Below are 20,487 nucleotides of genomic sequence, written 5' to 3' on the forward strand. Positions count from 1 at the left end.
CTACGTCGTCGACACCTCGGTCCTGCTGTCAGATCCGCGCGCGATGCTCCGCTTTGCCGAGCACAACGTGGTGCTGCCAATCGTGGTGATCACGGAGCTGGAGGCCAAGCGGCACCACCCGGAGCTGGGCTTCTTCGCCCGGTCGGCGCTGCGCCTGCTCGACGACCTGCGCGTCGAGCACGGGAGGCTCGACACCCCGCTCCCCATCAACGACCAGGGCGGCAACCTGCGGGTGGAGCTCAACCACAGCGACCAGTCCTCGCTCCCCGTCGGCTTCCGGCTCGGTGACAACGACACCCGCATCCTCGCCGTCGCGCTCAACTATGCGAACGAGGGACACGACGTCGTGCTCGTCTCGAAGGACGTGCCGCTGCGCGTCAAGGCCGCCGCCGTCGGACTCGCCGCCGAGGAGTACCGCAACGAGCTCCCCGCCCACGCGGGCTACACGGGCATGGCCGAGGTGGACGTCGCCGCCGACGATGTGGAAGCCCTCTACTCGGGCGAGACCGTCACGCTCGACCAGCAGATCACCGTCAACTCCGGGGTCGTGCTCCGCGCCCCCGCCTCCAGCGCACTCGGCCGCCGGCACGCCGACGGCACGGTCCACGCCATCCGCCAGGATCGCGAGGTCTTCGGGCTGCGGGGCCGCTCAGCCGAGCAGCGCGTGGCGCTCGACGTCCTGATGGACGACTCAGTCGGCATCGTCTCGCTCGGCGGCCGCGCGGGCACCGGCAAGTCTGCGCTCGCGCTGTGCGCCGGCCTAGAGGCCACGCTCGAGCAGCACAAGTACACCAAGGTGATGGTGTTCCGCCCGCTCTACCCCGTCGGCGGCCAGGACCTCGGCTTCCTGCCCGGCAGCGCGGACGAGAAGATGATGCCGTGGGGCGAGGCGGTCTTCGACACGTTGTCGGCCGTGACCAACAAGTACGTCATCGATGAGTTGGTCGCCCAGGACATGATCGAGGTGCTCCCGCTGACTCACATCCGCGGGCGCTCGCTGCACGACGCGTTCGTGATCGTCGACGAGGCCCAGTCGCTCGAGCGCAACGTGCTGCTGACGGTGCTCTCCCGGATCGGGCAGAACTCGCGCGTCGTCCTGACGCACGACGTCGCCCAGCGCGACAACCTTCGCGTCGGCCGGCATGACGGCATCGTCGCCGTGATCGAGAAGCTGAAGGGCAACCCGCTGTTCGCGCACGTCACGCTCACGAGGTCCGAGCGCTCCCCCATCGCGGCACTTGTCACCGACCTGCTCGAGGAGGTCTGACCCCGTTGCGCGTCAGACGCGTGACCAGAGCGGGGTTTTGAGTTCGTTGTAGTCGTCGACGGGGTCGAAGCAGACCGTGCCGCGGCACACGTAGACGAGGCCGTCGACGCGGCCCTCCAGGTGTGTGCCGAAGCCCGCGGTGCCCTCAGCGGCCGTCAGGACGGCCGACCCCGCGGGCACCAGCCGCCACGACGCGCGCGCCAGCTCGGCGAACGGGTCGGCGGAGACGACGACCGCGACGGCCGGCTTCAGCCCGCGGCGGGCCTCGTCGGTGATGAACAGGTCGGCCAGCGCCGCACCGGCGAAGCGCGGCGTCTCGGCGACGACAGCCCACGTGGTGCGGGCCGCCACGTCGGCGCGGGCCGCGAGGTCCGGGCGCTCCGCCAGCAGCGCGACCGACCGCAGCGCAGCGATGAGTGCGGACGTGCCCGACGGTGTGACGTTGTCCGTGAGCGAGCGCGGGCGGTCGAACAGTCCGGTGTCGACGGCGTCGTAGAACCCGCCGTCGGGGTGAGAGAAGATCTCGACGGCGCGGTCGACGAGGGCCTCGGCGCGGCGCAGCCACTGCGGGTCCCCCGTGGCGGACGCGAGCCCGGCGAAGGCCTCTGCGACGGCCCCGAAGTCCTCGGCTCCACCCAGGGTCGAGTCGGCGACGCCCTCGTGCGACGAGCGGCGCAGGTCGCCGTCGACGAGGTGGACCGCGACGAGGTGCTCGGCGGCGCGCAGCGCAAGCTCGAGCCAGCCGGGCTCGTTGAAGACCAGGGCGCCCTGCACGAGCGAGCTGATCGCCCAGCCGTTCCAGGCGGAGACGACGAGCTGGTCGGCGGCGGGGCGGAAGCGGGTCTCGCGCTCGGCGAGCAGGGTCTCGGTGACCTGCTGCAGCTTGGCGAAGTCGGGACGGCCGCGCAGCTGCAGCGTCGACAGGCCGTCGTCGAACGTGCCGCCGGCGGTCACGTGGAAGGCCGTGGCGGCCCAGTCGCCGAGCTCTTTGCCGAGCGCGTCGTCGAGCAGCTCGGGGTTCCACAGGTAGAAGATGCCCTCGTGCACGGCGCCGCGGATGTCGCACGAGTCGGCGTCGAGGCCTGCGATGAAGGCGCCCTCCTCGCTGACCATCTCGCGCTCCAGCCACTCGACGATGCCGTAGGCGGTGCGCTCGAGAAGCGCCCGCAGGCCGGAGTCGTGGTCGGCCGTGCGACGCCAGCCACGCACGTAGGTGCCGAGCAGGAGGGCGTTGTCGTAGAGCATCTTCTCGAAGTGCGGCACCACCCAGCCGGCGTCGACGGCGTAGCGGTGGAACCCTCCGCCAACCTGGTCGTAGATCCCGCCGCGGGCCATGTGCTCCAGCGTCCGCTGGGCCAGCTCGAGCGTGCGGGGGTCGCCCTTGACGAGCAGCGCGTCGAGCAGCGTCGGCGCGGGGAACTTCGGCGAGGTGCCGAACCCGCCGTGGATGAGGTCGAAGGTCGCCTCGACAGAGTCGACGGCGACGCGCAGGTCGGGGGCCTGCTCGGCGTGGGCGGTCGCGCTGGAGGTGATGGCAGCCACGACGGCGTCGGCCGTCTCTGCCAGAGAGTCGCGCTGGGTCGCCCAGGCGCCAGCCAGCGCCTCCAGCACATCGCGGAACGCCGGCAGGCCGTCGGAGGCGGTCGGCGGGAAGTAGGTGCCGGTGAAGAACGGGCGGCCGTCGGGCGTGAGGAAGGCGGTCATGGGCCAGCCGCCGGCGCCGTTGTTCATCGCCTGCGTTGCCGTCATGAACACCGCGTCCAGGTCGGGGCGCTGCTGACGGTCGACCTTGATGGCCACGTAGTTCTCGTTGATGTACTGCGCGATCGCGTAGTCGTCGAAGGACTCGGCGCTCATCACGTGGCACCAGTGGCACGACGCGTAGCCGACGCTGAGCAGGATCGGACGGTCCAGCTCGACGGCGCTGGCGAGCGCCTCGTCAGACCACTCCCACCAGTCGATGGCCTGGCTCGCGTGCTGGCGAAGGTAGTCGCTGGTGGAGGCGCTGAGGCGATTGGTCATGAGAGACAGCCTAATCCGGCGCCGCGACGCGACCACATCCGGCCCGTTGACTTGCTCGGGCACACTGGATCCATGAGCTACAGCCGTGCGTACGATCTGCCGGACTCCCGCGCGAAGCAGCGCCCGACGATCAGGCAGGCGATCCTGGTCGTCGGAGGGCTGCTGGCCGTCATGTGGGTCCTCGAGGGGATCGACTCTGTCGCGCTCAACGCACTCGACTCCTACGGAATCGAGCCGCGCAAGCTCTCCGACCTGCCCAACATCCTGTGGTCCCCCTTCCTGCACTTCGGCTGGGCGCACCTGATCTCGAACTCGGTGCCGTTCCTGGTGCTCGGAGTCCTGACATATCTGTCAGGACGGGCGAACTTCTGGGCCGTCTCGTTCATCGCGACGGTGGCATCCGGCCTGACGGCGTGGTTCCTGTCCCCCGTGGGGTCCATCACCGCCGGCGCGTCGGGCGTCATCTTCGGCTACCTGACGTACCTGCTTGCCAGAGGCTTCTTCGCACGCAGCATCGTGCAGATCATGATCGCCGTGATCGTGTTCGTCGCCTACGGCAGCGTGCTGCTCGGCGTGATCCCCGGCGCCGAGGGCATCAGCTGGCAGGCGCACCTCGGCGGCGCCGTCGGCGGCGTCGTGGCCGCCTGGTGGTTGCACGGCCGGGAGCGGCGTCGCCGCTAGATCATGAACTCCGGGACCAACGCGTCGGGGCGCAGCCCGGAGAAGAGGTCGTCCTCAGGAATCATGGTGGGCACCTTCGAGACCACGAGCTGGAAGTCCTCCGTCGGCCAGCCCGCCTGCTGGATCGCCAGCGGCACCGCGAACCACGGCCCGTCCGGATCCACCTGCGTCGCGTGCGCCCGCAGCGCGTCGTTGCGGACCTCGAAGTACTCGGCGCAGTGGATGAACGTCGTGACGCGGCCGTCGGCGAACGGGTCCTGGGAGCGGTGCGGGGCCTCGTAGTGCAGGCCTGCGGCGTGCATGGCCTCCTCGAGCATCTCGTCGCGTCGGCGGTGGAATCCCGTGTGGTAGTACAGCTTGGCAGCCTGCCAGGGCGTGCCGTGCTCGGGCCACAGGTCGCCGTCGGCCGCCGCACTGAAGGCCTCGACGGTGATGCGGTTGCACATGACGTGGTCGGGGTGGGGGTAGCCGCCGTGCTCGTCGTAGGTGGTGACCACGTGCGGGCGGAAGTCCCGGATGACCTTCACGAGGCGGCCGGCCGCCACTGTGGGGTCCTGCAGCCCGAAGCAGCCCTCCGGGAGCGGAGGCAGCAGGTCCCCCTCCGGGAAGCCCGAGTCAACGAAACCGAGCCACACCTGCTCGATGCCGAGGATCTCGCGCGCCCTGGCCATCTCCGCGCGGCGGATCTCCGCGACGTTGTCCTCGATCTCCGGGCGGCCGGCCAGCTGCGGGTTCAGCACCGAGCCGCGCTCGCCGCCCGTGCAGGTGGCGACCATCACCTCCACGCCCTCGGCCACGTACTTGGCCGTCGTCGCGGCGCCCTTGCTCGACTCGTCGTCGGGGTGCGCGTGCACGTGAAGCAGCCTGAGCTGGCGGGGCACGGAATCGGACATGGTGGGTATTCTGCCGCGCCCGCGCCCACGATGCCCGGGAATCTCAGGGCCCCGGCGGAAACTCAGGGCACAATGGAGCGGTGACGACAGACGAAGCCCGCATCCAGGCGAGGTACCCGAAGCGATCCCCCACCGACTACGTACTTGGCGGCCTCGCATCCGTGGCCGTGCTGGGCGCGATCGCGATGGTGGTCGTGGCGGGCGTCGAGCAGTCGAACCCCGACGTGGTCGGCATGGTGCGCAGCTTCGACGTGCCCAGCGCGACGCAGGTCACCACGGAGATCGTCGTGCAGCGCAAGGACCCCTCGACCCCGGTCGTGTGCGAGCTGTACGCGCAGGCCAAGTCGTACGAGACCGTCGGCGAGGCCTCGGTCGACATCCCGGCCGGCGTCGACAAGCTGACCACCGTCATCGTCGACGTGAAGACCATGCGCGAGGCCACGGCGATCAGCATCGACCACTGCCGTGTGGCTGGCTGATAGGCTCAGGGAATGTCCGAATCTTCTTCCAATGTGGTGTGGCTCACGCAGGAGGCCTACGACAAGCTCGAGGCTGAACTGACGGAGCTGAAGACCGTGGGGCGCCCCGACGTGAGCTCCCGCATCGCGCAGGCGCGCGAGGAGGGCGACCTCTCCGAGAACGGCGGCTACCACGCCGCCCGCGAGGAGCAGGGCCAGATGGAGGGCCGCATCCGCCAGCTGGAGGACCTGCTGCGCCGCGCCCAGGTCGGCCAGGCCACCGGGTCCAGCGATGAGGTTGCGCCCGGCAAGCTGATCACCGTCGCGTTCGATGGCGACGAGGACGACACCGACACGTTCCTGCTCGGCTCCCGCGAGGTGCTGGCCACCGACTCCAGCGTCGACTACTCCGTCTACTCCCCGCAGTCCCCGCTCGGCTCCGCCGTGCTAGGCGCGAAGATCGGCGACGAGGTCCGCTACACGGCGCCGACGGGCCGCGAGATCATGGTCGTCGTGACCAAGGTCGACACCCTCTGACACACGACCCACTAGACAGCAGAGCGGCCCGCCTCCATCAGGAGGCGGGCCGCCGTGTCGTCCGGGCGGTTCAGGCGAGCAGCTGGGCCGCGACCTCGGGCGAGATCTCGCCGCGGGCAACGCGGGCGAGGATCTGCTGCTCGGGGGTCTCGGCGACGACGTGTTCGTCGCCGTACTCGCTGGGCTCCCTGTCTGCCACGGGAGGCTCGTCGGCCAGCTCGGCGGCCGACCCCGCCGGGGTGAGGCCGAGCTTGACGAGCACCGCGTCGAGGCGTGCGCGCGCCGTCGGGTAGGAGACCTGGAGGAACTTCTCCACCTCGCGCAGGTTGCCCCGCGAAGAGAGGAAGACCTTCAGCAGGTCGAGGTCAGCCTCGCTAAGGGCGCAGAACTCGCAGCTGGCAAACTCGCCGGCGATCTGCGTGCCGCACTTCAGGCAGCCCTTGCTGGTGGTGACCAGGTTGTCGCCGCAGACGGGGCAGTCGGCAGGCGCGTGGTACAGCTTCCGGGTGTCCATTCTCAGTCCTCCACGCTCTTGATGGTCGCCATGCCCATGACGACGGCGACGTCGAGCCGCGCCGAGCCGTTGCCGACGATGAACTCGTCGACCTTCTCGTTGCCGTCGGGCCAGCTGATGCGCCCCAGTCGGGCCTCGCCGCGGATGGCGACGTTGGCTCCCTTCGTCAGGGTGACGTTGAGGGTGCCGGACTCCACCTTCAGTCGCGAGCGGCCGAGCTGGATGGGGCCCTCGACGTGGACGCCACCGGCCTGGCTGAGGAGGTCCTCGATCTCCTGCACGTCGTCGAGGTCGGCGCCGCCGGCGGTGACGCGGATGCGGCCGAGACGGGGCACGCCGCCGGTGCGGAGCGACCCCGTCGTGACCTCGGCGTCGACGATCAGCCGCGGGTTGACGCGGACGACGAGCTCCTTGCCGAGGCCGATGTCGCGCAGGTCGTCGAGGCTGCGCGGGGGACGGATGACGGAGAAGCCGCGCAGGGTGGGGCCGATCTCCTCGGTGGATGTGACCTCCATCACGGTGCCGACGCGGCGTAGCGCGTGCGGGCCGTCGATGCTCAGGGTGGTGACCGACGGGTCGCCCTCGATCCGGACGCGACGCCCTACGGCTGTGACGGAGACGCGGGAGAGGCCGCCCGCCTGGGGGCCTCCCTTGGTGGTGGTGTCCTGTTCGGAGGATCCGGTGGTTGCGGAGCCGGCACCCGCGGCGGCCTGCTTCGCGGCCTCGATGCGTCGGCCCGCCTCGGCGGCGTCGATGCGTCCGGCGGCCAGATCGTCGAGGATCGGGCCAAGATCAGCGTTGCTCATACAGGAAATGATAAACCTGCTTTCCACTCTGGCAAATAGGGGTTTCACCTTATCTATCCCCCGGTTGGGCGACCTGCGAGCCAACTGGGTCTGGCACACTCGTGCCATGCCGCGTCCGCTGTCCGAGCTCGTCGCCCCCGACTGGGCCGAGGCCCTCGCACCCGTCGAGGGCCACATCACCGCCATGGGGAACTTCCTCCGCCAGGAGATCCACGAGGGGCACACCTACCTTCCGGCCGCCGACAACATCCTGCGGGCCTTCACCCTGCCGCTTGCCGACGTGAAGGTCCTGATCCTGGGGCAGGACCCCTACCCGACGCCCGGGCACCCCGTCGGGCTGTCCTTCTCGGTCGCGCCGGACGTGCGACCGCTGCCCGGCAGCCTGAAGAACATCTACCGCGAGCTCGAGACCGATCTGGGAATCCCGCAGGCCGCCCACGGCGACCTGACCTCCTGGTTCAACCAGGGCGTGTTACTGCTGAACAGAGTGCTGACCGTGCGGCCGGGGGCCCCCGCCTCGCACCGCGGGAAGGGCTGGGAGCAGGTCACCGCCCGGGCCGTCGAGGCGCTCGCGCAGCGCGGCGGCCCGCTCGTGGCGATCTTGTGGGGCCGCGACGCCCAGAGCGCCGCGCCGATGCTGGGCGAGGTGCCCGTGATCGCGTCGGCTCACCCGTCGCCGCTGTCCGCACGGTCGGGTTTCTACGGCTCGCGGCCGTTCAGCCGCGCCAACGCGCTGCTGGAGCAGCAGGGCGGCTCCCCGATCGACTGGACCTTGCCCGCGGATGCGACACTGGTTTCATGACCGAGCCCACCGGACCGCAGCCCGCCGACGAGCAGCCGAAGGCCACCCAGGCCCAGGAGACCGACGACGCGTCCGTGCCCGCCAGCATCTTCACCAAGCGGGAAGTGCCGACCAGGACGCGACGCATGCTGTGGGCTGTCGGATTCGCCGTCGGCGCCGGCTACGTCCTCTACGGCCTGTGGGGGATGTTCACCGCAGGCTGAGGCGTTCCCGGGCCTCCGCGGGGTAGCGTTGGACGGCATGAACGACATCGACGTGCTGGGCTGGCTGCAGCGACACCGGAGCACCCCGACGCTGGTGAGTGCCGACGAGGCGCTCACCGGCCGCGCGACCTCCGTCCTCGGCCCTGTCCCCCGCCACGAGATCTTCGGCATCCCGCTCGACGAGGTTCCCCCCGGCAGCGAGGTCGCCTACTTCGCGCTCGGCTGCTACTGGGGCGCGGAGAAGGTCTTCTGGCACATCGACGGCGTCGTCAACACCGCCGTCGGCTTCATGGGCGGCCACACCCCCAACCCCACGTACAAGGAGACCTGCACCGGGAAGACCGGGCACGCGGAGACCGTTCGCGTCGTCTTCGACCCGACGAAGGTCAGCTACGCGGAACTGGTGCAGGCGTTCTTCGAGCACCACGACCCGACGCAGGGCTTCCGGCAGGGCAACGACGTCGGCACGCAGTACCGCTCGGCCATCTATCCCGTCGACGACGAGCAGTTCGCCGTCGCCCGCCGGATCCGCGACGCCTACCAGGGCCCGCTGACCGAGGGCGGCTTCGGCGAGATCTCGACCGAGATCGAGCCCGGCCAGCACTTCTACTACGCCGAGGTGGAGCACCAGCAGTACCTTTCGAAGAATCCTGCGGGGTATCAATGCGACCATCGGACTGGGGTCTCATGTTCGACAGCCTGATACGACCAAAGGTCTCATCTCTGGCCTTTAGTTAGCCACCCACCCAGACAGTGCGGTGCTAGCATCTCGCCATGAATACCGGCGAGACCTCATGAATGCTGTGAAACCTTCACTGAGGAGCCTCGCCGAACAGCTCAATGCTCTGGGCCTCCCCACCACAGAAACCCCAACCGGACTTCTCGTTCAACAGGGAGATGAACTGGTTCCCATCCACCTCTCCAAACGCGACCTCACTGTCCTGCATGGGCAGTTCATCGAAGACGGTCATCCCAATGACGATTTCGCCATTGACGCACTGATTGCCGAGCTCATCGAACTGGTCGAGACGTGCCCCCCCTCGGGCCACATCGCAGTTCAACGGCGTCGAGGTAGATGGGAGTTCCAGCGGCATGGCGATTGGAGAACCCCAGAGCACTGGCCAAGCGAAGGTGCCAGCTGGTCGGCGCAAAGGGAGGAGAACCAGTAGCCCGGACGCATTCGTGAACCCATAAACGGGTCCCGCCAACCCATGTCTGCTTTCATGACTGCTGGGGAACCCGAACGGCTACGACTGCCACATCCGAACCGGGGTCGCCTGCCCGCTCCCCTGACCTGTGGGGCGGGGAATCGTCCCCACAGGGTGACCCCATAGACTGGCGCGATGCGATCCCTGTCGGCCCTAGTTGCGGCGTGTCTGGCGCTCGCGCTGGTCGGCTGCGCCGAGACCGCCGTCGAGCCTGATCCGACGGCATCATCGGCCGCGACGACGAGCGCCTCACCCGCCTCCTCCGCGGCTGCGAGCCCGACTGCCTCACCGTCGCCCACCGTGTCGCTGCCGGCCGACAGCGAGTTCCCCATGACCTTCCTGGTCGCCAGGTCGCTGATCGATGGCGGCGCCGCGCCAGTCATAGCGGAGTTGCATAACGTCGCGCAGGGCCTGCCGGTGTTGAAGGTCGACATCACGAAGGACGAGGCCAGGCTCACGGCCCTGACTCCCGACAACCAGGTGGTCAGCTACGCCTGGCGCGACGGCTCCATCACCAAGGTCGACTCCGACATCCAGTACCTCGGCCAGGCGACCTTCGACCCCGCCGACTACCCGCTCGACAACGTCGCACGCATGTTCGACGTCGCCGACCTGCGCGGCGTACGCGGCACCACCCAGTCGCTGCAGATCGTCGAGTACCGCGCCGGCGAGGTGCTGATGACCGTGACGTCGCGGCCCGAGACGTCGACGGTGTTCTTCCGCCAGGACGGCACGGCCGTCGCCGAGCTGGGGTTCACGAGCGTCGCCGACATCACCGCGGGCCTCGAGGAGGTCGTCGGCGACGCCACGAAGGTCTACCAGGTCGGCTTCACGCAGGCCCGCGGCTACTGGGCGGATATCCCGGACTCCGAGGACGGAGTCATCCTGAACCGCAGTCGCACCGGCGGCCTGCCCGCGTTCGAGACGCGCCGCAGCGAGACCTCAGCGCTCGCCACGTTCAGCCCCTCACTGCTGCAGCCCGCCGCACTGGCCAAGGCCGTCGCTCTGTTCCAGGCCTCCACCGACGAGCCGTGCGACGTCGTGATCGACATGTCGCAGCAGCGCTACGCACCCGTCGCGACCATCACGTGCGGATCGACCGTGCATTACACGGACATGGACGGGCGAGACATGACGGACCTGCTCAGCTGACGTCGCCCTAGTCTGGCGCCATGAACAACCCCGCCCTCGACGCCCTGGAGGCGTCCGGCCTCACCCACACTGTTACGCGCCACGGCCGCGTCGGTTCCCTGGCGGAGGCTGCTGCCGCGCGTGGGGTCGAGCCGGCCGACATCATCAAGACGATGGTGGTGCGCCGCGCGGCCGACGACCACCTCCTCGTTCTCGTCCCCGGTGACCGGAGCATCGCCTGGCCGAAGCTCCGGGCCCTCCTCGGCGTCAGCCGCCTCTCGATGCCGGACGCCGCGGAGGCGCTGCGGGTCACCGGGTTCGAGCGCGGCACCATCACGCCGTTCGGGACCCTGAGGCCGCTGCCCGTCGTCGCGGACGAGCGCGTGGCGGGGCACCGGATCAGCATTGGGGCCGGGGAGCACGGCGTCGCGGCGACCCTCGACGGCGACGAGCTCGTCGCCTTCCTGGGCGCGACGGTCGCCGACGTCACCGACCCGGCCTGAGTCACTCCCCCAGGTCGTTGGTTGAGAAGGTGTCGCAGGTCCCCGGATCGCCGCTCTGGAAGCCCTTCGCCACCCAGTACTGACGCATCTGCGAGCTGCCGTGGGTCCATTTGTCCGCGTTCACGAAGCCGCCGGACTGCTCCTGGATGTGGTCATCGCCGACGGCGCGGGCCGCGTCGACGATGCGGTTGAGGTCGTCCTGGGTGACGGACTCGATCGGCGAGTCCGGATCCTTGATGGTGTTGGCGAAGAAGACGCCTGCGTAGCAGTCGGCCTGCAGCTCGAGCCGCACCGAGGCGGACTTCTCGCCGGTCTGGTTGCTGCTGGCGTTGGCCTTGCTCATCTGGCCGGTCAGGTTGGAGATGTGGTGCCCGTACTCGTGCCCGACGATGTACAGCTCGGCCGCGTCGCTGCGGGTCGTGCCGAGCTGGGTCAGCAGCTGACCCATGTAGTCCTCGTCGATGTAGATCGTGGTGTCACCGGGGCAGTAGAACGGGCCCATCTCCGAGGTACCGGTGCCACATGCGGTCGCGGTGGTGCCGGAGAACAACTGCAGGGCGGAGATGGGCTCGAAGCCCGACGAGAATGCCGACTCCCAGTACGACGTGAGCGCGACCTCGTAGGCACCCCAGCGGCAGTCGCGGTTCTCGTCGATGTTGACCTCGCCCGTGCAGTCGGCACCCGATACGTCGCTCTGACTCGAGTCAGTGGTGGTCGTCGTGCCGCCGATCAGGTCACCGAGATCGCCACCGAGGAACAATGCCAGCAGCAGGACCAGTACTCCGCCGATACCGCCGCCCACCGCGATGCCGCCACCGCGCCGACCACCTCCGCCGTAGCGCACTCGCGACTGGTCGAGGTTGACGTTGTCGCGATATTCCATGTCCCCACCGCCGTGTGCCTCGGGCGGGGCCATCCCGCACCATGTGCCGTCAGCCTACTATCACGCCCGTGCGCTCCCACCCGCCGACGTCGGCCCTGTCTAGGGGTTTCGTCCGCTGAAGCGGTGTCCCCCGGGGCACCGGGAGCCGGTGCGCCCAGGCGCTCGGGGACGAGCGGATAGACTTGACGAATGCGCGTCACCGGTGTCCCCCATCCCCTGGGGGCACCCGTGGTGGGTTTTCCTGTCGAGCACGGCAGGCATCCGCGGGTGACGCTGTTCGACGAGGGTTTCGTCCCTGTCCGCCCCCTGTCCGCGGCGTTGGTCGACAGCGAGATCGTGTTCACGTGGCTCGTCCGCGAGGTCACGGCGGCCGACCAGAGGCCCGCCGAGCGACACACCGTCTACGTCTCGTCGCGGCAGGAGCAGCCCCGCAGGCATCAGCGCCTCGGCGCCTACGCCCTCGTGTTCTCCGAGCGCGGCATTCTCGGCACGGTCAACTCCAGCGCGACCCGGGTACCCGGCACCTGGGCGCTGCCCGGCGGCGGCATCGACTCCGGAGAGTCCCCGTCGGAGGCCGTGCTGCGCGAGATCTATGAAGAGACGGGTCAGGACACGGAGATCGACCGCGTCCTGAGCCTCGAGTCGGAGCACTGGGTGGGCCGCTCCATGGCAGGCGTGCTCGAGGACTTCCACGCCCTGCGCGTCATCTACTCCGCCGTCTGCGACAACCCGACCGACCCCGTCGTGCACGACGTCGGCGGTTCGACGCTGCGCTCGGCCTGGGTGCCGCTGCGCTCCTGGCGGTCGCTGCACTGGACCAACAGTTCGCGGGCGCTCCTGTCGCAGTTCGCCCGGCGGCACCCGCGCAGCTCACACGCGGAGCGATGACCACAACGACGGACCGCCGCCGCCCCGAGGGGCGACGGCGGTCCGATTGTGTGAAGCTCAGTTCCTGAAGTAGCTCATGATGCGCACGATCTCGGTGTACAGCCACACCATGGTGACGGTGATGCCGAATGCCGCACGCCACGACTCGTTGGCCGGGGCGCGCATCGCGATGCCGCGCTCGACGGAGTCGAAGTCGGTCACGAGGTTCAGAACTGCGAGGATCACGGCGACGATCGAGATGCCGATGGCCAGCAGGCCTGGGCTACCTCCCGCGGAGCGCATGCCGGTGTCGATGCCGAAGATCGCGAGGACGAAGTTCACGAGCAACACACCGGCCAGGGACGCCGTCGCGATGAAGACGATCTTGCGGAACCGCTCGGTGACGCGGATGTTGAAGAACTTGTACGCGAACAGCGTGACGCCAGCCGTGACGAACGTCGCCAGGACCGCGGACACGACGATGCCCGGGTACAGGTACTCGAAGAACTTCGAGAACACGCCGATGAAGAGGCCCTCGACCACGGCATAGAACAGGACCCCGCCCACGGGGATCCTGGGCCGGCTGGCGACCAGGAAGACGGTGATGAGGCCGACGATGCCCGACGCGATGAGCGCGGGCGTGATGAAGGCCAGCGGGACGAACATGAACGCCACGACAGCGGCGGCCGCGACGACGCCGAGCGTGATGGCCGTCTTGGCGAGCACGTCGTCGAGCGTCATCACCGCGGCGGTGGGCTGCGGCGCCTGCTGCTGGTAGGGGTCGAAGCCCTGCGGCTGGCCGTAGCCGGGCTGGGGCTGACCGTAGCCGGGCTGCGACTGGTTGTGCTTCGTGAAGGCATCGGGGCTGCCGATGATCGGGTTTGCCATGGTGGTGCTTTCTCTCAAGTCTCCGAGGAGGCCGGACCATTCAACTGTACCCGCTCGTCTTCCCAGGCCAAGTGGATGTTCGCGGCGGGCCACGAGGGGCGCCCGGCCTGTGCCACCATCGAACATGGCAGTAGTTCAGCAGGCGACGCTGAGGTTCCTGGGGGCGGCGGAGACGGTCACCGGCTCCCGACACCTCCTGACCGTCGACGGTCGGCACACCCTGATCGACGCGGGGCTGTTCCAGGGCGAGAAGCAGTGGCGGCTCCGGAACCGGGACCCGTTCGCCGTGCCGCCGCGCGAGATCGACAACATCCTCATCACCCACGCGCACGCCGACCACGTCTCCTACCTCCCGGCGCTGGTCAGGCAGGGGTTCCGCGGCACGATCTGGTGCACCGAGCCGACGCTGCCGCTGGCCGAGATCGTGCTCCGCGACGCCGCAAAGCTGCAGGAGCAGGCCGTGGGCGACGCGACGAAGGGCGGCTGGTCGCGGCATCCCTCCCCCGAGGCGCTGTTCACCACGGCCGACGTCGAGCTGACGCTGCCGATGTTCCGCACCGTCGAGTGGGACACCAACGTCGACGTCGACGGTGTGCTGTGGGCCCGCTGGGTGCGCGCCGGCCACATCCTTGGCGCGGCGAGCTTGCACGTGAGCGTCGGCGACCGGAGCGTGCTGTTCTCCGGCGACCTCGGCCGCCACGACCATCCTCTGCTGAGGGCCCGGGAGACCCCGCCCGGGGCGGACATAGTCGTCTGCGAGTCGACGTACGGGGACCGCGAGCATCCCGAGCCCGCGCTGGCCCACGAGCCGCTGGCCGATGCGATCCGTCGGACCGTCGAGCGGGGCGGCCAGGTCGTCGTGCCCGCCTTCGCGATCGACCGGACCGAGCTCGTGCTGCACGCCCTCGTCCGACTGCGGCGCGAGGGGAGGATCCCCGACGTACCGGTGGCGGTCGACGGCCCTATGTCGCTCAAGGCGCTGGACGTGTACCGGCAGTGGCCGGACGAGCTGGCCGTCGGCGTGACGATGGCCGACTTCACGGACCTCGACCTCACGGAGACCCGCGAGGCGCCCGAGTCGAAGCGGCTCAACCGGCGCCGGGACCCGATGATCATCGTCAGCAGCTCGGGCATGGCCGAGGGCGGGCGGGTGCTGTACCACCTGCGCCGCCTGCTGCCCGACCCGAGGAACACTGTCGTGCTGACGGGTTACCAGGCCGTCGGCACGCGCGGCCGGGCGCTTGAGAACGGCGCAAGGTCCGTGAAGATCAACGGTCACTACGTGAAGGTGGCGGCGGATATCGTCCGCGACGAAGAGTTCTCCGTCCACGCCGACGCGTCGGACATCATCGACTGGCTGGCGGCCCTGGACCGCGAGCCGGAGACGGTCTTCCTGGTGCACGGCGAGCCCGGGGCGTCGGCCACCCTGGCCGGTCGCATCGCCGACGAGCTGGGCTGGTCGTCCGTCGCCCCGCGCTGGGGTGAGGTCGTCAGTCTTCTCCCCTGACCCCACATCGCTCCCTGAGCTTGTCGAAGGGCCTGAGCGCACCCGGTTCCCTGAGCGCACCCGGCCCCCTGAGCACACCCGGCACCCTGAGCACACCCGGCACCCTGAGCACACCCGGTTCCCTGAGCACACCCGGTTCCCTGAGCACACCCGGTTCCCTGAGCTTGTCGAAGGGCGCCGAGCGGAGCGAGGCGGTTTGCCCTGGTGCAGCGAGCGGGGTCGGGTGTGTCCCCTTCGCTTCGCTCAGGGCGCTTCGACAAGCTCAGCGAGCCGATTGACCGTCAGCACACCCGGTTCCCTGAGCTTGTCGAAGGGCGCCGAGCGGAGCGAGGCGGTTTGCCCTGGTGCAGCGAGCGGGGTCGGGTGTTCCCCTTCGCTTCGCTCAGGGCGCTTCGACAAGCTCAGCGAGCCGATTGACCGTCAGCACACCCGGTTCCCTGAGCTTGTCGAAGGGCGCCGAGCGGAGCGAGGCGGTTTGCCCTGGTGCAGCGAGCGGGGTCGGGTGTGTCCCCTTCGCTTCACTCAGGGCGCTTCGACAGGCTCAGCGAGCCGATTGACCGTCAGCACACCCGGCCCCCTGAGCTTGTCGAAGGGCGCCGAGCGGAGCGAGGCGGTTTGCCCCGGTGCAGCGAGCGGAGCGAGGCGGTTTCCCCTGGTGCAGCGAGCGGAGCGAGGCGGTTTGCCCTGGTGCAGCGAGCGGGGTCGGGTGTTCCCCTTCGCTTCGCTCAGGGCGCTTCGACAAGCTCAGCGAGCCGATTGACCGTCAGCACATCCGGTTCCCTGAGCTTGTCGAAGGGGGCCGAGCGGAGCGAGGCGGTTTGCCCTGGTGCAGCGAGCGGGGTCGGGTGTTCCCCTTCGCTTCGCTCAGGGCGCTTCGACAAGCTCAGCGAGCCGATTGACCGTCAGCACACCCGGCCCCCTGAGCTTGTCGAAGGGCGCCGAGGCGAGCGAGGCGGTTTGCCCTGGTGCAGCGAGCGGGGTCGGGTGTGTCTTCTTCGCTTCGCTCAGGGCGCTTCGACAGGCTCAGCGAGCCGATTGACCGTCAGCGCACCCGGTTCCCTGAGCTTGTCGAAGGGCGCCGAGCGGAGCGAGGCGGTTTGCCCTGGTGCAGCGAGCGGGGTCGGGTGTTCCCCTTCGCTTCGCTCAGGGCGCTTCGACAAGCTCAGCGAGCCGATTGACCGTCAGCACACCCGGTTCCCTGAGCTTGTCGAAGGGCGCCGAGCGGAGCGAGGCGGTTTCCCCTGGTGCAGCGAGCGGGGTCGGGTGTGTCCCCTTCGCTTCACTCACGGCGCTTCGACAGGCTCAGCGAGCCCATTGACCGTCAGCGAGCCGATTGACCGTCAGCGCGACGAGGGGATCTGCGGACGCATGAAGAGCACAGACACGACGGCGAGCACGAGCAGCGTGGCGGGCACGTACATCGACTCGCCCATCGCAGCGGCGAACCCGTCGAGGACCTGCGTCGGCATCGCGCCGCCGCCGGCGCCGACCGCCGTGGAGGCACCCTCACCCAGATGGGCCGTCAGCCTGGCGGACGTCACTGCGGCGATGACCGCGGAACCGATCACCGCGCCGACCTGGCGGGTCGTGTTGTAGACGCCGGATCCGGCGCCCGCGAGCTGCGGCGGCAGGCCACGCGTCGCAACCATCGCGAGCGGACCCCAGATGAACGAGGCGGAGATGCCGACCAGCGCGCTTGGGAGCAGGAGCCACCAGGGGCTGCGGGCCGCGTCGAACCAGAACCCGTACCAGGCTGTCGCGATGGCCAAGCCGACGAGACCCGCGGCCGTCCACGGACGCGCGTCCCGGTCCTGCAGGAATCGTCCGGTGAACGGCGACAGGACGCCGGAGCAGACGGCCATCGGCACCAGGATGAGCGCCGACTGGCTCGGGGTCAGGCCCCGGCCGGACTGAAGGTAGAGGAACAACGGGATGTTCATGGCGGTCACGACGAGGCCGACGATGGTGATGGCCGTGTTGGACAGGACGAAGTTGCGGTCGGCAAAGAGCGCCAGTGGGACCAGTGGCTCGCCGTGCTGGACCTTCTGCCACCAGACGAAGGCCCCCATCAGCAGGGCGCCGATGATGATCAGCGACCACACCGGCACACTGAAGCTCCCCACGATCGGCATCTGACCCCACTCGTACGTCTCGCCCTCCTGGATGCCGAACACGATGAGGAACAGGCCCGCGGAACTGAGCACGACGCCCACCCAGTCGAAGCAGTGCGCGTGCAGTTCAAGGCTGGGCACGTTGATGATGACGAGCACGATCGCGATGAGCCCGACCGGGACGTTGACGAAGAAGATCCACTCCCAGCCGACGGCGTCGACGAGGAAGCCGCCGAGCAGCGGACCGACGAGCAGCCCCGCCCCGTTACCTTGGTGGTGACCCCGATGTTGGGGTTACGGTCGCCGGGCTCGGCATGACTGTCTGCCCCTGTCTCACGCATGATCCGGGGGGTGTTGTCACCGGGCCTGGTGGGCGTCAGATGACCGCTGATAGGGACACGGCCTCAACACAGGTCTATTCGTAACGTGGGTGCCGGCAGCTGACGCATCACCACCTCGACGACCGTCGTCTTCGATGGGGAAGGATGGTGGCCGTCATGAACAACGACCCCGGTTTCGACATCTGGTGCGGCCTCGACGTGGGCAAGGAAACTCACCATGCCTGCGCTCTCGACGCCGCCGGTCGGAAGGTATTCAACAAGCCTCTACCGCAGGACCAGAGCAAGCTCGAGGGCGTTTTCTCGATGCTGGCCGAGCGCGGCAGGGTGTTGGTGATTGTCGATCAGCCGAACACGATCGGCGCACTGCCCATCGCTGTGGCAAGGTCGATGGGCATCCAGGTCGCCTACCTGCCAGGACTCGCGATGCGCAGGGCAGCGGACCTCTACCCGGGCAGCGCGAAGACCGACGCGCGCGACGCGTTCATCATCGCGGACGCTGCCCGAACGATGCCCCACACCCTTCGCCGGGTCGACCTCGGCGAAGATGCCCTGGCCGAGCTGAAGGTTCTGGTCGGGTTCGACGAGGACCTTGCGGCGGAAGCAACACGATTGGCGAACCGGATCCGTGGACTCCTCACGCAGATCCATCCCGCACTCGAACGCGTAGTCGGACCCCGCTTGGCCACAAAGCAGGGCCTCGCCGTGATCGAACAGCTCGGCGGCCCACAAGGCATCAGCGCAGTCTCGAGGGCAAAGCTGCTGCGGATCGTCAGCCATGCCAACCCGCGACACGCCCAAGACTTCGTCGACGCGATCTCCCACGCCTTGTCCGAGCAGACCGTTGTTGTCGCCGGCACCACCGCCGCTGAGCAGGTCCTCCCGAAGCTCGCAGCTGCCCTGCGTCAGACGCTGCAGCAGCGCTCCGAGTTGGCCGCGCAAGTCGAGAAGGTCGTTGATGCGCACCCTCTTGCCAAGGTCCTGATCTCGATGCCAGGCGTCGGGGTCAGGACCGCTGCACGGATCCTCCTCGACGTCGGCGACGCCTCGCTGTTCCCGACCGCGGGACACCTGGCTGCCTACGCCGGCCTCTCACCCGTCACCCACCGATCCGGAACCAGCATCCGAGGCGAATACCCAGCCAGATCAGGAAACAAGCACCTCAAACGAGCCCTGTTCCTCTCAGCGTTCGCCGCGCTCCGATCCGACCCCGCCAGCAGGGCCTACTACGACCGGAAGCGAGCCCAAGGCAAGAAACACAACGCCGCACTCATCTGCCTGTCCCGACGCCGAGTCGACGTCCTGTTCGCCATGCTCAGAAACCAAGAGCCCTACCGGACCCCCAACCCGACACCCCAGCCCCTCGCCGCTTGACGAGAACCATAGGGACACCCCCCCACAGCCCCATGGCGGCGCCGCGGCGATCGGGCGCGAAGGTGCGCATGATCACGGCCATCGTCTGGGGGGCCATCAGCGCGGCGCCGAGGCCCTGGACCACGCGGGCGACGATCAGCATCTCGATGCTGCCCGACAGGCCGCACCACAACGACGACAGCGTGAACGTGGCCAACCCGATCAGGAAAACGGGCTTGGGCCCGAACCGGTCGCCGAGCCGTCCCGTGATCAGGAGCGGCACCGCGTATGCCAGGAGGTACGCGCTGGTGACCCAGATGACCTCGTTCAGCCCGGCGTCCAGCCCGGTCATGATGTGAGGAAGGGCGACGTTAACGATGGTCGAGTCGACCAGGATCATGAAGAAGCCGATGATCATCGACCACAGCCCCGGCCAGGGAGACCGCGTTGAGTTCATGGGACACCTCCAAATGCGCCGGACGGACTATACGCCCCGCCCGCGTCCGGCGCCCATCACAGCCGGGCCGTCAAGATTCCCCTGATCGCCGAGCCCGTCGAGGTCCCTCGAAGCAACCCCGGTTCGCCGAGCCTGACGAGGTGCCTCGAAGCAACCCCGGTTCGCCGAGCCTGTCGAGGTGCCTCGAAGCGAAGCGAGAGGAACACCCCTGCCCCGCCCCGGCCGGATGCCCACCGCCGCTGGCAGGATGACGACATGATCGGACGCCACGGCGGAACCCCCGAGAGACCAGCGGTCTTCTTCGCCGACGCGGCCGAGTTCCGCGCATGGCTGGAGGCGAACCACGCCGTCGCCACGGAACTGTGGATGGGGCTGAACAAGAAACACGTGCCCATTCAGGGCCTGACCTGGGACGACGCCGTGCCCGAGGCCCTGTGCTTCGGATGGATCGACTCCGTGTCGCAACGCATCGACGACGACACCCGTCGGCAGCGCTGGACCCCACGGAAGCGCGGCAGCACCTGGAGCAACATCAACGTCACTCACGTCGAGCGGCTCATCGCCGAGGGCAGGATGGCCCCGGCCGGCCTGGCAGCGTTCGAGGCCCGGGACCCGGCCCGGACAGGGATCTACAGCTTCGAGCGCGACGACCACGCCTTCACCCCAGAACACGCGGCCATGCTCGCGGCCGACGGGGATGCCCAGCGCTGGTGGGACGCGGCGACGGAGACCTACCGTCGGATCGCGATGACGTGGGTGGCGACGGCGAAGCAGCAGACCACGCGCGACCGTCGCATGGCGCAGCTGATCGAGGACTCCGCCGCCGGGCGGCTCATCCCCAGCCAGCGCTACGGCGCGGAGCCGGTCTGGGTCGCGCGGAACCGGAGGGCCCTGGGCCTGGAGCCTGACCCCGATCCCCATCCCGAGTGGCCCGTCGCCTCGGACGCCACCCTTCCCGACCGACGCCACCCCTGACGACAGGCGCCACCCCGGACTGCTGCCTCGCTCGGGCTCTTCGCAGACGCCAGCGATATGCACGGACGCCAACGATATTCGCG

The 20,487-nt window shown here is 69.0% G+C and carries 21 protein-coding genes and 1 pseudogene; 13 read left to right on the plus strand and 9 right to left on the minus strand.

Features of this window, described 5'->3' with window-relative positions; genetic code table 11:
- Positions 1-43 precede the first annotated feature (43 nt).
- Positions 44-1,267 carry an RNA 5'-3' helicase PhoH2 gene (gene phoH2, locus QH948_RS10915; protein ID WP_281146186.1) on the plus strand — a complete coding sequence of 408 codons (1,224 nt, stop codon included), beginning with the start codon at positions 44-46 and terminating at the stop codon, positions 1,265-1,267.
- A 12-nt stretch (positions 1,268-1,279) separates the two neighbouring features.
- Here the strand turns inward: phoH2 and QH948_RS10920 are convergent, their stop codons facing one another.
- Positions 1,280-3,289: a thioredoxin domain-containing protein gene (locus QH948_RS10920; protein ID WP_281144413.1), complete on the minus strand. Its 2,010-nt coding sequence runs from the start codon at positions 3,287-3,289 to the stop codon at positions 1,280-1,282.
- A 72-nt stretch (positions 3,290-3,361) separates the two neighbouring features.
- Between QH948_RS10920 and QH948_RS10925 the strand changes: the two genes are divergently transcribed.
- Positions 3,362-3,970, plus strand: a complete 609-nt coding sequence (locus tag QH948_RS10925; RefSeq protein ID WP_281144414.1) for a rhomboid family intramembrane serine protease — start codon at positions 3,362-3,364, stop codon at positions 3,968-3,970.
- Here the strand turns inward: QH948_RS10925 and mca are convergent.
- Positions 3,967-4,863 carry a mycothiol conjugate amidase Mca gene (gene mca, locus QH948_RS10930; protein ID WP_281144415.1) on the minus strand — a complete coding sequence of 299 codons (897 nt, stop codon included), beginning with the start codon at positions 4,861-4,863 and terminating at the stop codon, positions 3,967-3,969. The genes QH948_RS10925 and mca overlap by 4 nt on opposite strands.
- An 80-nt stretch (positions 4,864-4,943) precedes the next feature.
- Between mca and QH948_RS10935 the strand changes: the two genes are divergently transcribed.
- Positions 4,944-5,342, plus strand: coding sequence for a DUF4307 domain-containing protein (locus tag QH948_RS10935; RefSeq protein ID WP_281144416.1), 399 nt, complete (start codon positions 4,944-4,946; stop codon positions 5,340-5,342).
- Positions 5,343-5,354: 12 nt separating this feature from the next.
- Positions 5,355-5,858 carry a transcription elongation factor GreA gene (gene greA / locus QH948_RS10940; RefSeq protein WP_281144417.1) on the plus strand — a complete coding sequence of 168 codons (504 nt, stop codon included), beginning with the start codon at positions 5,355-5,357 and terminating at the stop codon, positions 5,856-5,858.
- 70 nt (positions 5,859-5,928) lie between these two features.
- On the opposite strand, the gene QH948_RS10945 is transcribed toward greA, so the two are convergent.
- Positions 5,929-6,372, minus strand: a complete 444-nt coding sequence (locus tag QH948_RS10945) for a DUF2089 domain-containing protein (protein WP_281144418.1) — start codon at positions 6,370-6,372, stop codon at positions 5,929-5,931.
- 2 nt (positions 6,373-6,374) lie between these two features.
- Positions 6,375-7,178 (minus strand): hypothetical protein, encoded by an 804-nt coding sequence (locus tag QH948_RS10950; protein WP_281144419.1) that lies wholly within the window; start codon positions 7,176-7,178, stop codon positions 6,375-6,377.
- A 106-nt stretch (positions 7,179-7,284) separates the two neighbouring features.
- Between QH948_RS10950 and QH948_RS10955 the strand changes: the two genes are divergently transcribed.
- The 3 genes from QH948_RS10955 to msrA are packed head-to-tail and all read left to right on the plus strand — an operon-like array spanning position 7,285 to position 8,886.
- Positions 7,285-7,980, plus strand: coding sequence for a uracil-DNA glycosylase (locus QH948_RS10955; protein WP_281144420.1), 696 nt, complete (start codon positions 7,285-7,287; stop codon positions 7,978-7,980).
- A complete protein-coding gene (locus QH948_RS10960) occupies positions 7,977-8,183 on the plus strand; it encodes a hypothetical protein (RefSeq protein ID WP_281144421.1) in 207 nt (68 codons plus the stop codon). Before QH948_RS10955 ends, QH948_RS10960 begins: the two co-directional genes overlap by 4 nt.
- 37 nt (positions 8,184-8,220) lie before the next feature.
- On the plus strand, positions 8,221-8,886 hold the full coding sequence (msrA, locus tag QH948_RS10965; RefSeq protein ID WP_281144422.1) for a peptide-methionine (S)-S-oxide reductase MsrA: 666 nt from the start codon (positions 8,221-8,223) through the stop codon (positions 8,884-8,886).
- A 109-nt stretch (positions 8,887-8,995) separates the two neighbouring features.
- Here msrA and QH948_RS10970 read toward each other — a convergent pair whose 3' ends face one another.
- Positions 8,996-9,277: a hypothetical protein gene (locus QH948_RS10970; RefSeq protein WP_281144423.1), complete on the minus strand. Its 282-nt coding sequence runs from the start codon at positions 9,275-9,277 to the stop codon at positions 8,996-8,998.
- A gap of 249 nt (positions 9,278-9,526) precedes the next feature.
- On the opposite strand from QH948_RS10970, the gene QH948_RS10975 reads away from it, so the two are divergent.
- Positions 9,527-10,543: a hypothetical protein gene (locus QH948_RS10975; protein WP_281144424.1), complete on the plus strand. Its 1,017-nt coding sequence runs from the start codon at positions 9,527-9,529 to the stop codon at positions 10,541-10,543.
- Positions 10,544-10,563: 20 nt separating this feature from the next.
- Positions 10,564-11,025 (plus strand): aminoacyl-tRNA deacylase, encoded by a 462-nt coding sequence (locus tag QH948_RS10980; protein ID WP_281144425.1) that lies wholly within the window; start codon positions 10,564-10,566, stop codon positions 11,023-11,025.
- Position 11,026: 1 nt separating this feature from the next.
- On the opposite strand, the gene ypfJ is transcribed toward QH948_RS10980, so the two are convergent.
- Positions 11,027-11,908, minus strand: a complete 882-nt coding sequence (ypfJ, locus tag QH948_RS10985; RefSeq protein WP_281144426.1) for a KPN_02809 family neutral zinc metallopeptidase — start codon at positions 11,906-11,908, stop codon at positions 11,027-11,029.
- A gap of 189 nt (positions 11,909-12,097) precedes the next feature.
- Here ypfJ and QH948_RS10990 point away from each other — a divergent pair, with 189 nt between their 5' ends.
- A complete protein-coding gene (locus QH948_RS10990) occupies positions 12,098-12,796 on the plus strand; it encodes an NUDIX hydrolase (protein ID WP_281144427.1) in 699 nt (232 codons plus the stop codon).
- Positions 12,797-12,853: 57 nt separating this feature from the next.
- On the opposite strand, the gene QH948_RS10995 is transcribed toward QH948_RS10990, so the two are convergent.
- Positions 12,854-13,663 carry a Bax inhibitor-1/YccA family protein gene (locus tag QH948_RS10995; protein WP_281144428.1) on the minus strand — a complete coding sequence of 270 codons (810 nt, stop codon included), beginning with the start codon at positions 13,661-13,663 and terminating at the stop codon, positions 12,854-12,856.
- 124 nt (positions 13,664-13,787) lie between these two features.
- Here QH948_RS10995 and QH948_RS11000 point away from each other — a divergent pair, with 124 nt between their 5' ends.
- A complete protein-coding gene (locus tag QH948_RS11000; RefSeq protein WP_281144429.1) occupies positions 13,788-15,170 on the plus strand; it encodes an MBL fold metallo-hydrolase RNA specificity domain-containing protein in 1,383 nt (460 codons plus the stop codon).
- Positions 15,171-16,510: 1,340 nt separating this feature from the next.
- Here the strand turns inward: QH948_RS11000 and QH948_RS11005 are convergent.
- The gene (locus tag QH948_RS11005; RefSeq protein WP_348634957.1) at positions 16,511-17,536 is read right to left on the minus strand and encodes an MFS transporter; all 1,026 of its coding nucleotides are present in this window, start codon (positions 17,534-17,536) and stop codon (positions 16,511-16,513) included.
- 242 nt (positions 17,537-17,778) lie between these two features.
- Here QH948_RS11005 and QH948_RS11010 point away from each other — a divergent pair, with 242 nt between their 5' ends.
- Entirely contained in the window at positions 17,779-18,993 is a 1,215-nt protein-coding gene (locus tag QH948_RS11010) for an IS110 family RNA-guided transposase (RefSeq protein WP_281144430.1), read from the plus strand.
- A gap of 19 nt (positions 18,994-19,012) precedes the next feature.
- On the opposite strand, the pseudogene QH948_RS11015 reads toward QH948_RS11010, so the two are convergent.
- Positions 19,013-19,429, minus strand: a pseudogene (locus tag QH948_RS11015) (MFS transporter); the annotation flags it as partial.
- 255 nt (positions 19,430-19,684) lie between these two features.
- On the opposite strand from QH948_RS11015, the gene QH948_RS11020 reads away from it, so the two are divergent.
- Entirely contained in the window at positions 19,685-20,404 is a 720-nt protein-coding gene (locus tag QH948_RS11020; protein ID WP_281144431.1) for a YdeI/OmpD-associated family protein, read from the plus strand.
- Positions 20,405-20,487 lie beyond the last annotated feature (83 nt).

This window comes from Tessaracoccus lacteus, assembly GCF_029917005.1.
GTDB lineage: Bacteria > Actinomycetota > Actinomycetes > Propionibacteriales > Propionibacteriaceae > Arachnia > Arachnia lactea.

Bases quoted from the DNA above. Each gene is read 5' to 3' on its own strand.
- QH948_RS10975 (WP_281144424.1), top strand. From the start codon at position 9,527: ATGCGATCCCTGTCGGCCCTAGTTGCGGCGTGTCTGGCGCTCGCGCTG.
- mca (WP_281144415.1), bottom strand. From the start codon at position 4,863: ATGTCCGATTCCGTGCCCCGCCAGCTCAGGCTGCTTCACGTGCACGCG.
- QH948_RS10920 (WP_281144413.1), bottom strand. From the start codon at position 3,289: ATGACCAATCGCCTCAGCGCCTCCACCAGCGACTACCTTCGCCAGCAC.
- QH948_RS11020 (WP_281144431.1), top strand. From the start codon at position 19,685: ATGATCGGACGCCACGGCGGAACCCCCGAGAGACCAGCGGTCTTCTTC.
- msrA (WP_281144422.1), top strand. From the start codon at position 8,221: ATGAACGACATCGACGTGCTGGGCTGGCTGCAGCGACACCGGAGCACC.
- QH948_RS10970 (WP_281144423.1), bottom strand. From the start codon at position 9,277: ATGCCGCTGGAACTCCCATCTACCTCGACGCCGTTGAACTGCGATGTG.
- phoH2 (WP_281146186.1), top strand. From the start codon at position 44: ATGCTCCGCTTTGCCGAGCACAACGTGGTGCTGCCAATCGTGGTGATC.
- QH948_RS10955 (WP_281144420.1), top strand. From the start codon at position 7,285: ATGCCGCGTCCGCTGTCCGAGCTCGTCGCCCCCGACTGGGCCGAGGCC.
- QH948_RS10980 (WP_281144425.1), top strand. From the start codon at position 10,564: ATGAACAACCCCGCCCTCGACGCCCTGGAGGCGTCCGGCCTCACCCAC.
- QH948_RS11010 (WP_281144430.1), top strand. From the start codon at position 17,779: ATGAACAACGACCCCGGTTTCGACATCTGGTGCGGCCTCGACGTGGGC.
- QH948_RS10950 (WP_281144419.1), bottom strand. From the start codon at position 7,178: ATGAGCAACGCTGATCTTGGCCCGATCCTCGACGATCTGGCCGCCGGA.
- ypfJ (WP_281144426.1), bottom strand. From the start codon at position 11,908: ATGGAATATCGCGACAACGTCAACCTCGACCAGTCGCGAGTGCGCTAC.
- QH948_RS10960 (WP_281144421.1), top strand. From the start codon at position 7,977: ATGACCGAGCCCACCGGACCGCAGCCCGCCGACGAGCAGCCGAAGGCC.
- QH948_RS10925 (WP_281144414.1), top strand. From the start codon at position 3,362: ATGAGCTACAGCCGTGCGTACGATCTGCCGGACTCCCGCGCGAAGCAG.
- QH948_RS11000 (WP_281144429.1), top strand. From the start codon at position 13,788: ATGGCAGTAGTTCAGCAGGCGACGCTGAGGTTCCTGGGGGCGGCGGAG.
- greA (WP_281144417.1), top strand. From the start codon at position 5,355: ATGTCCGAATCTTCTTCCAATGTGGTGTGGCTCACGCAGGAGGCCTAC.
- QH948_RS10945 (WP_281144418.1), bottom strand. From the start codon at position 6,372: ATGGACACCCGGAAGCTGTACCACGCGCCTGCCGACTGCCCCGTCTGC.
- QH948_RS10990 (WP_281144427.1), top strand. From the start codon at position 12,098: ATGCGCGTCACCGGTGTCCCCCATCCCCTGGGGGCACCCGTGGTGGGT.
- QH948_RS10995 (WP_281144428.1), bottom strand. From the start codon at position 13,663: ATGGCAAACCCGATCATCGGCAGCCCCGATGCCTTCACGAAGCACAAC.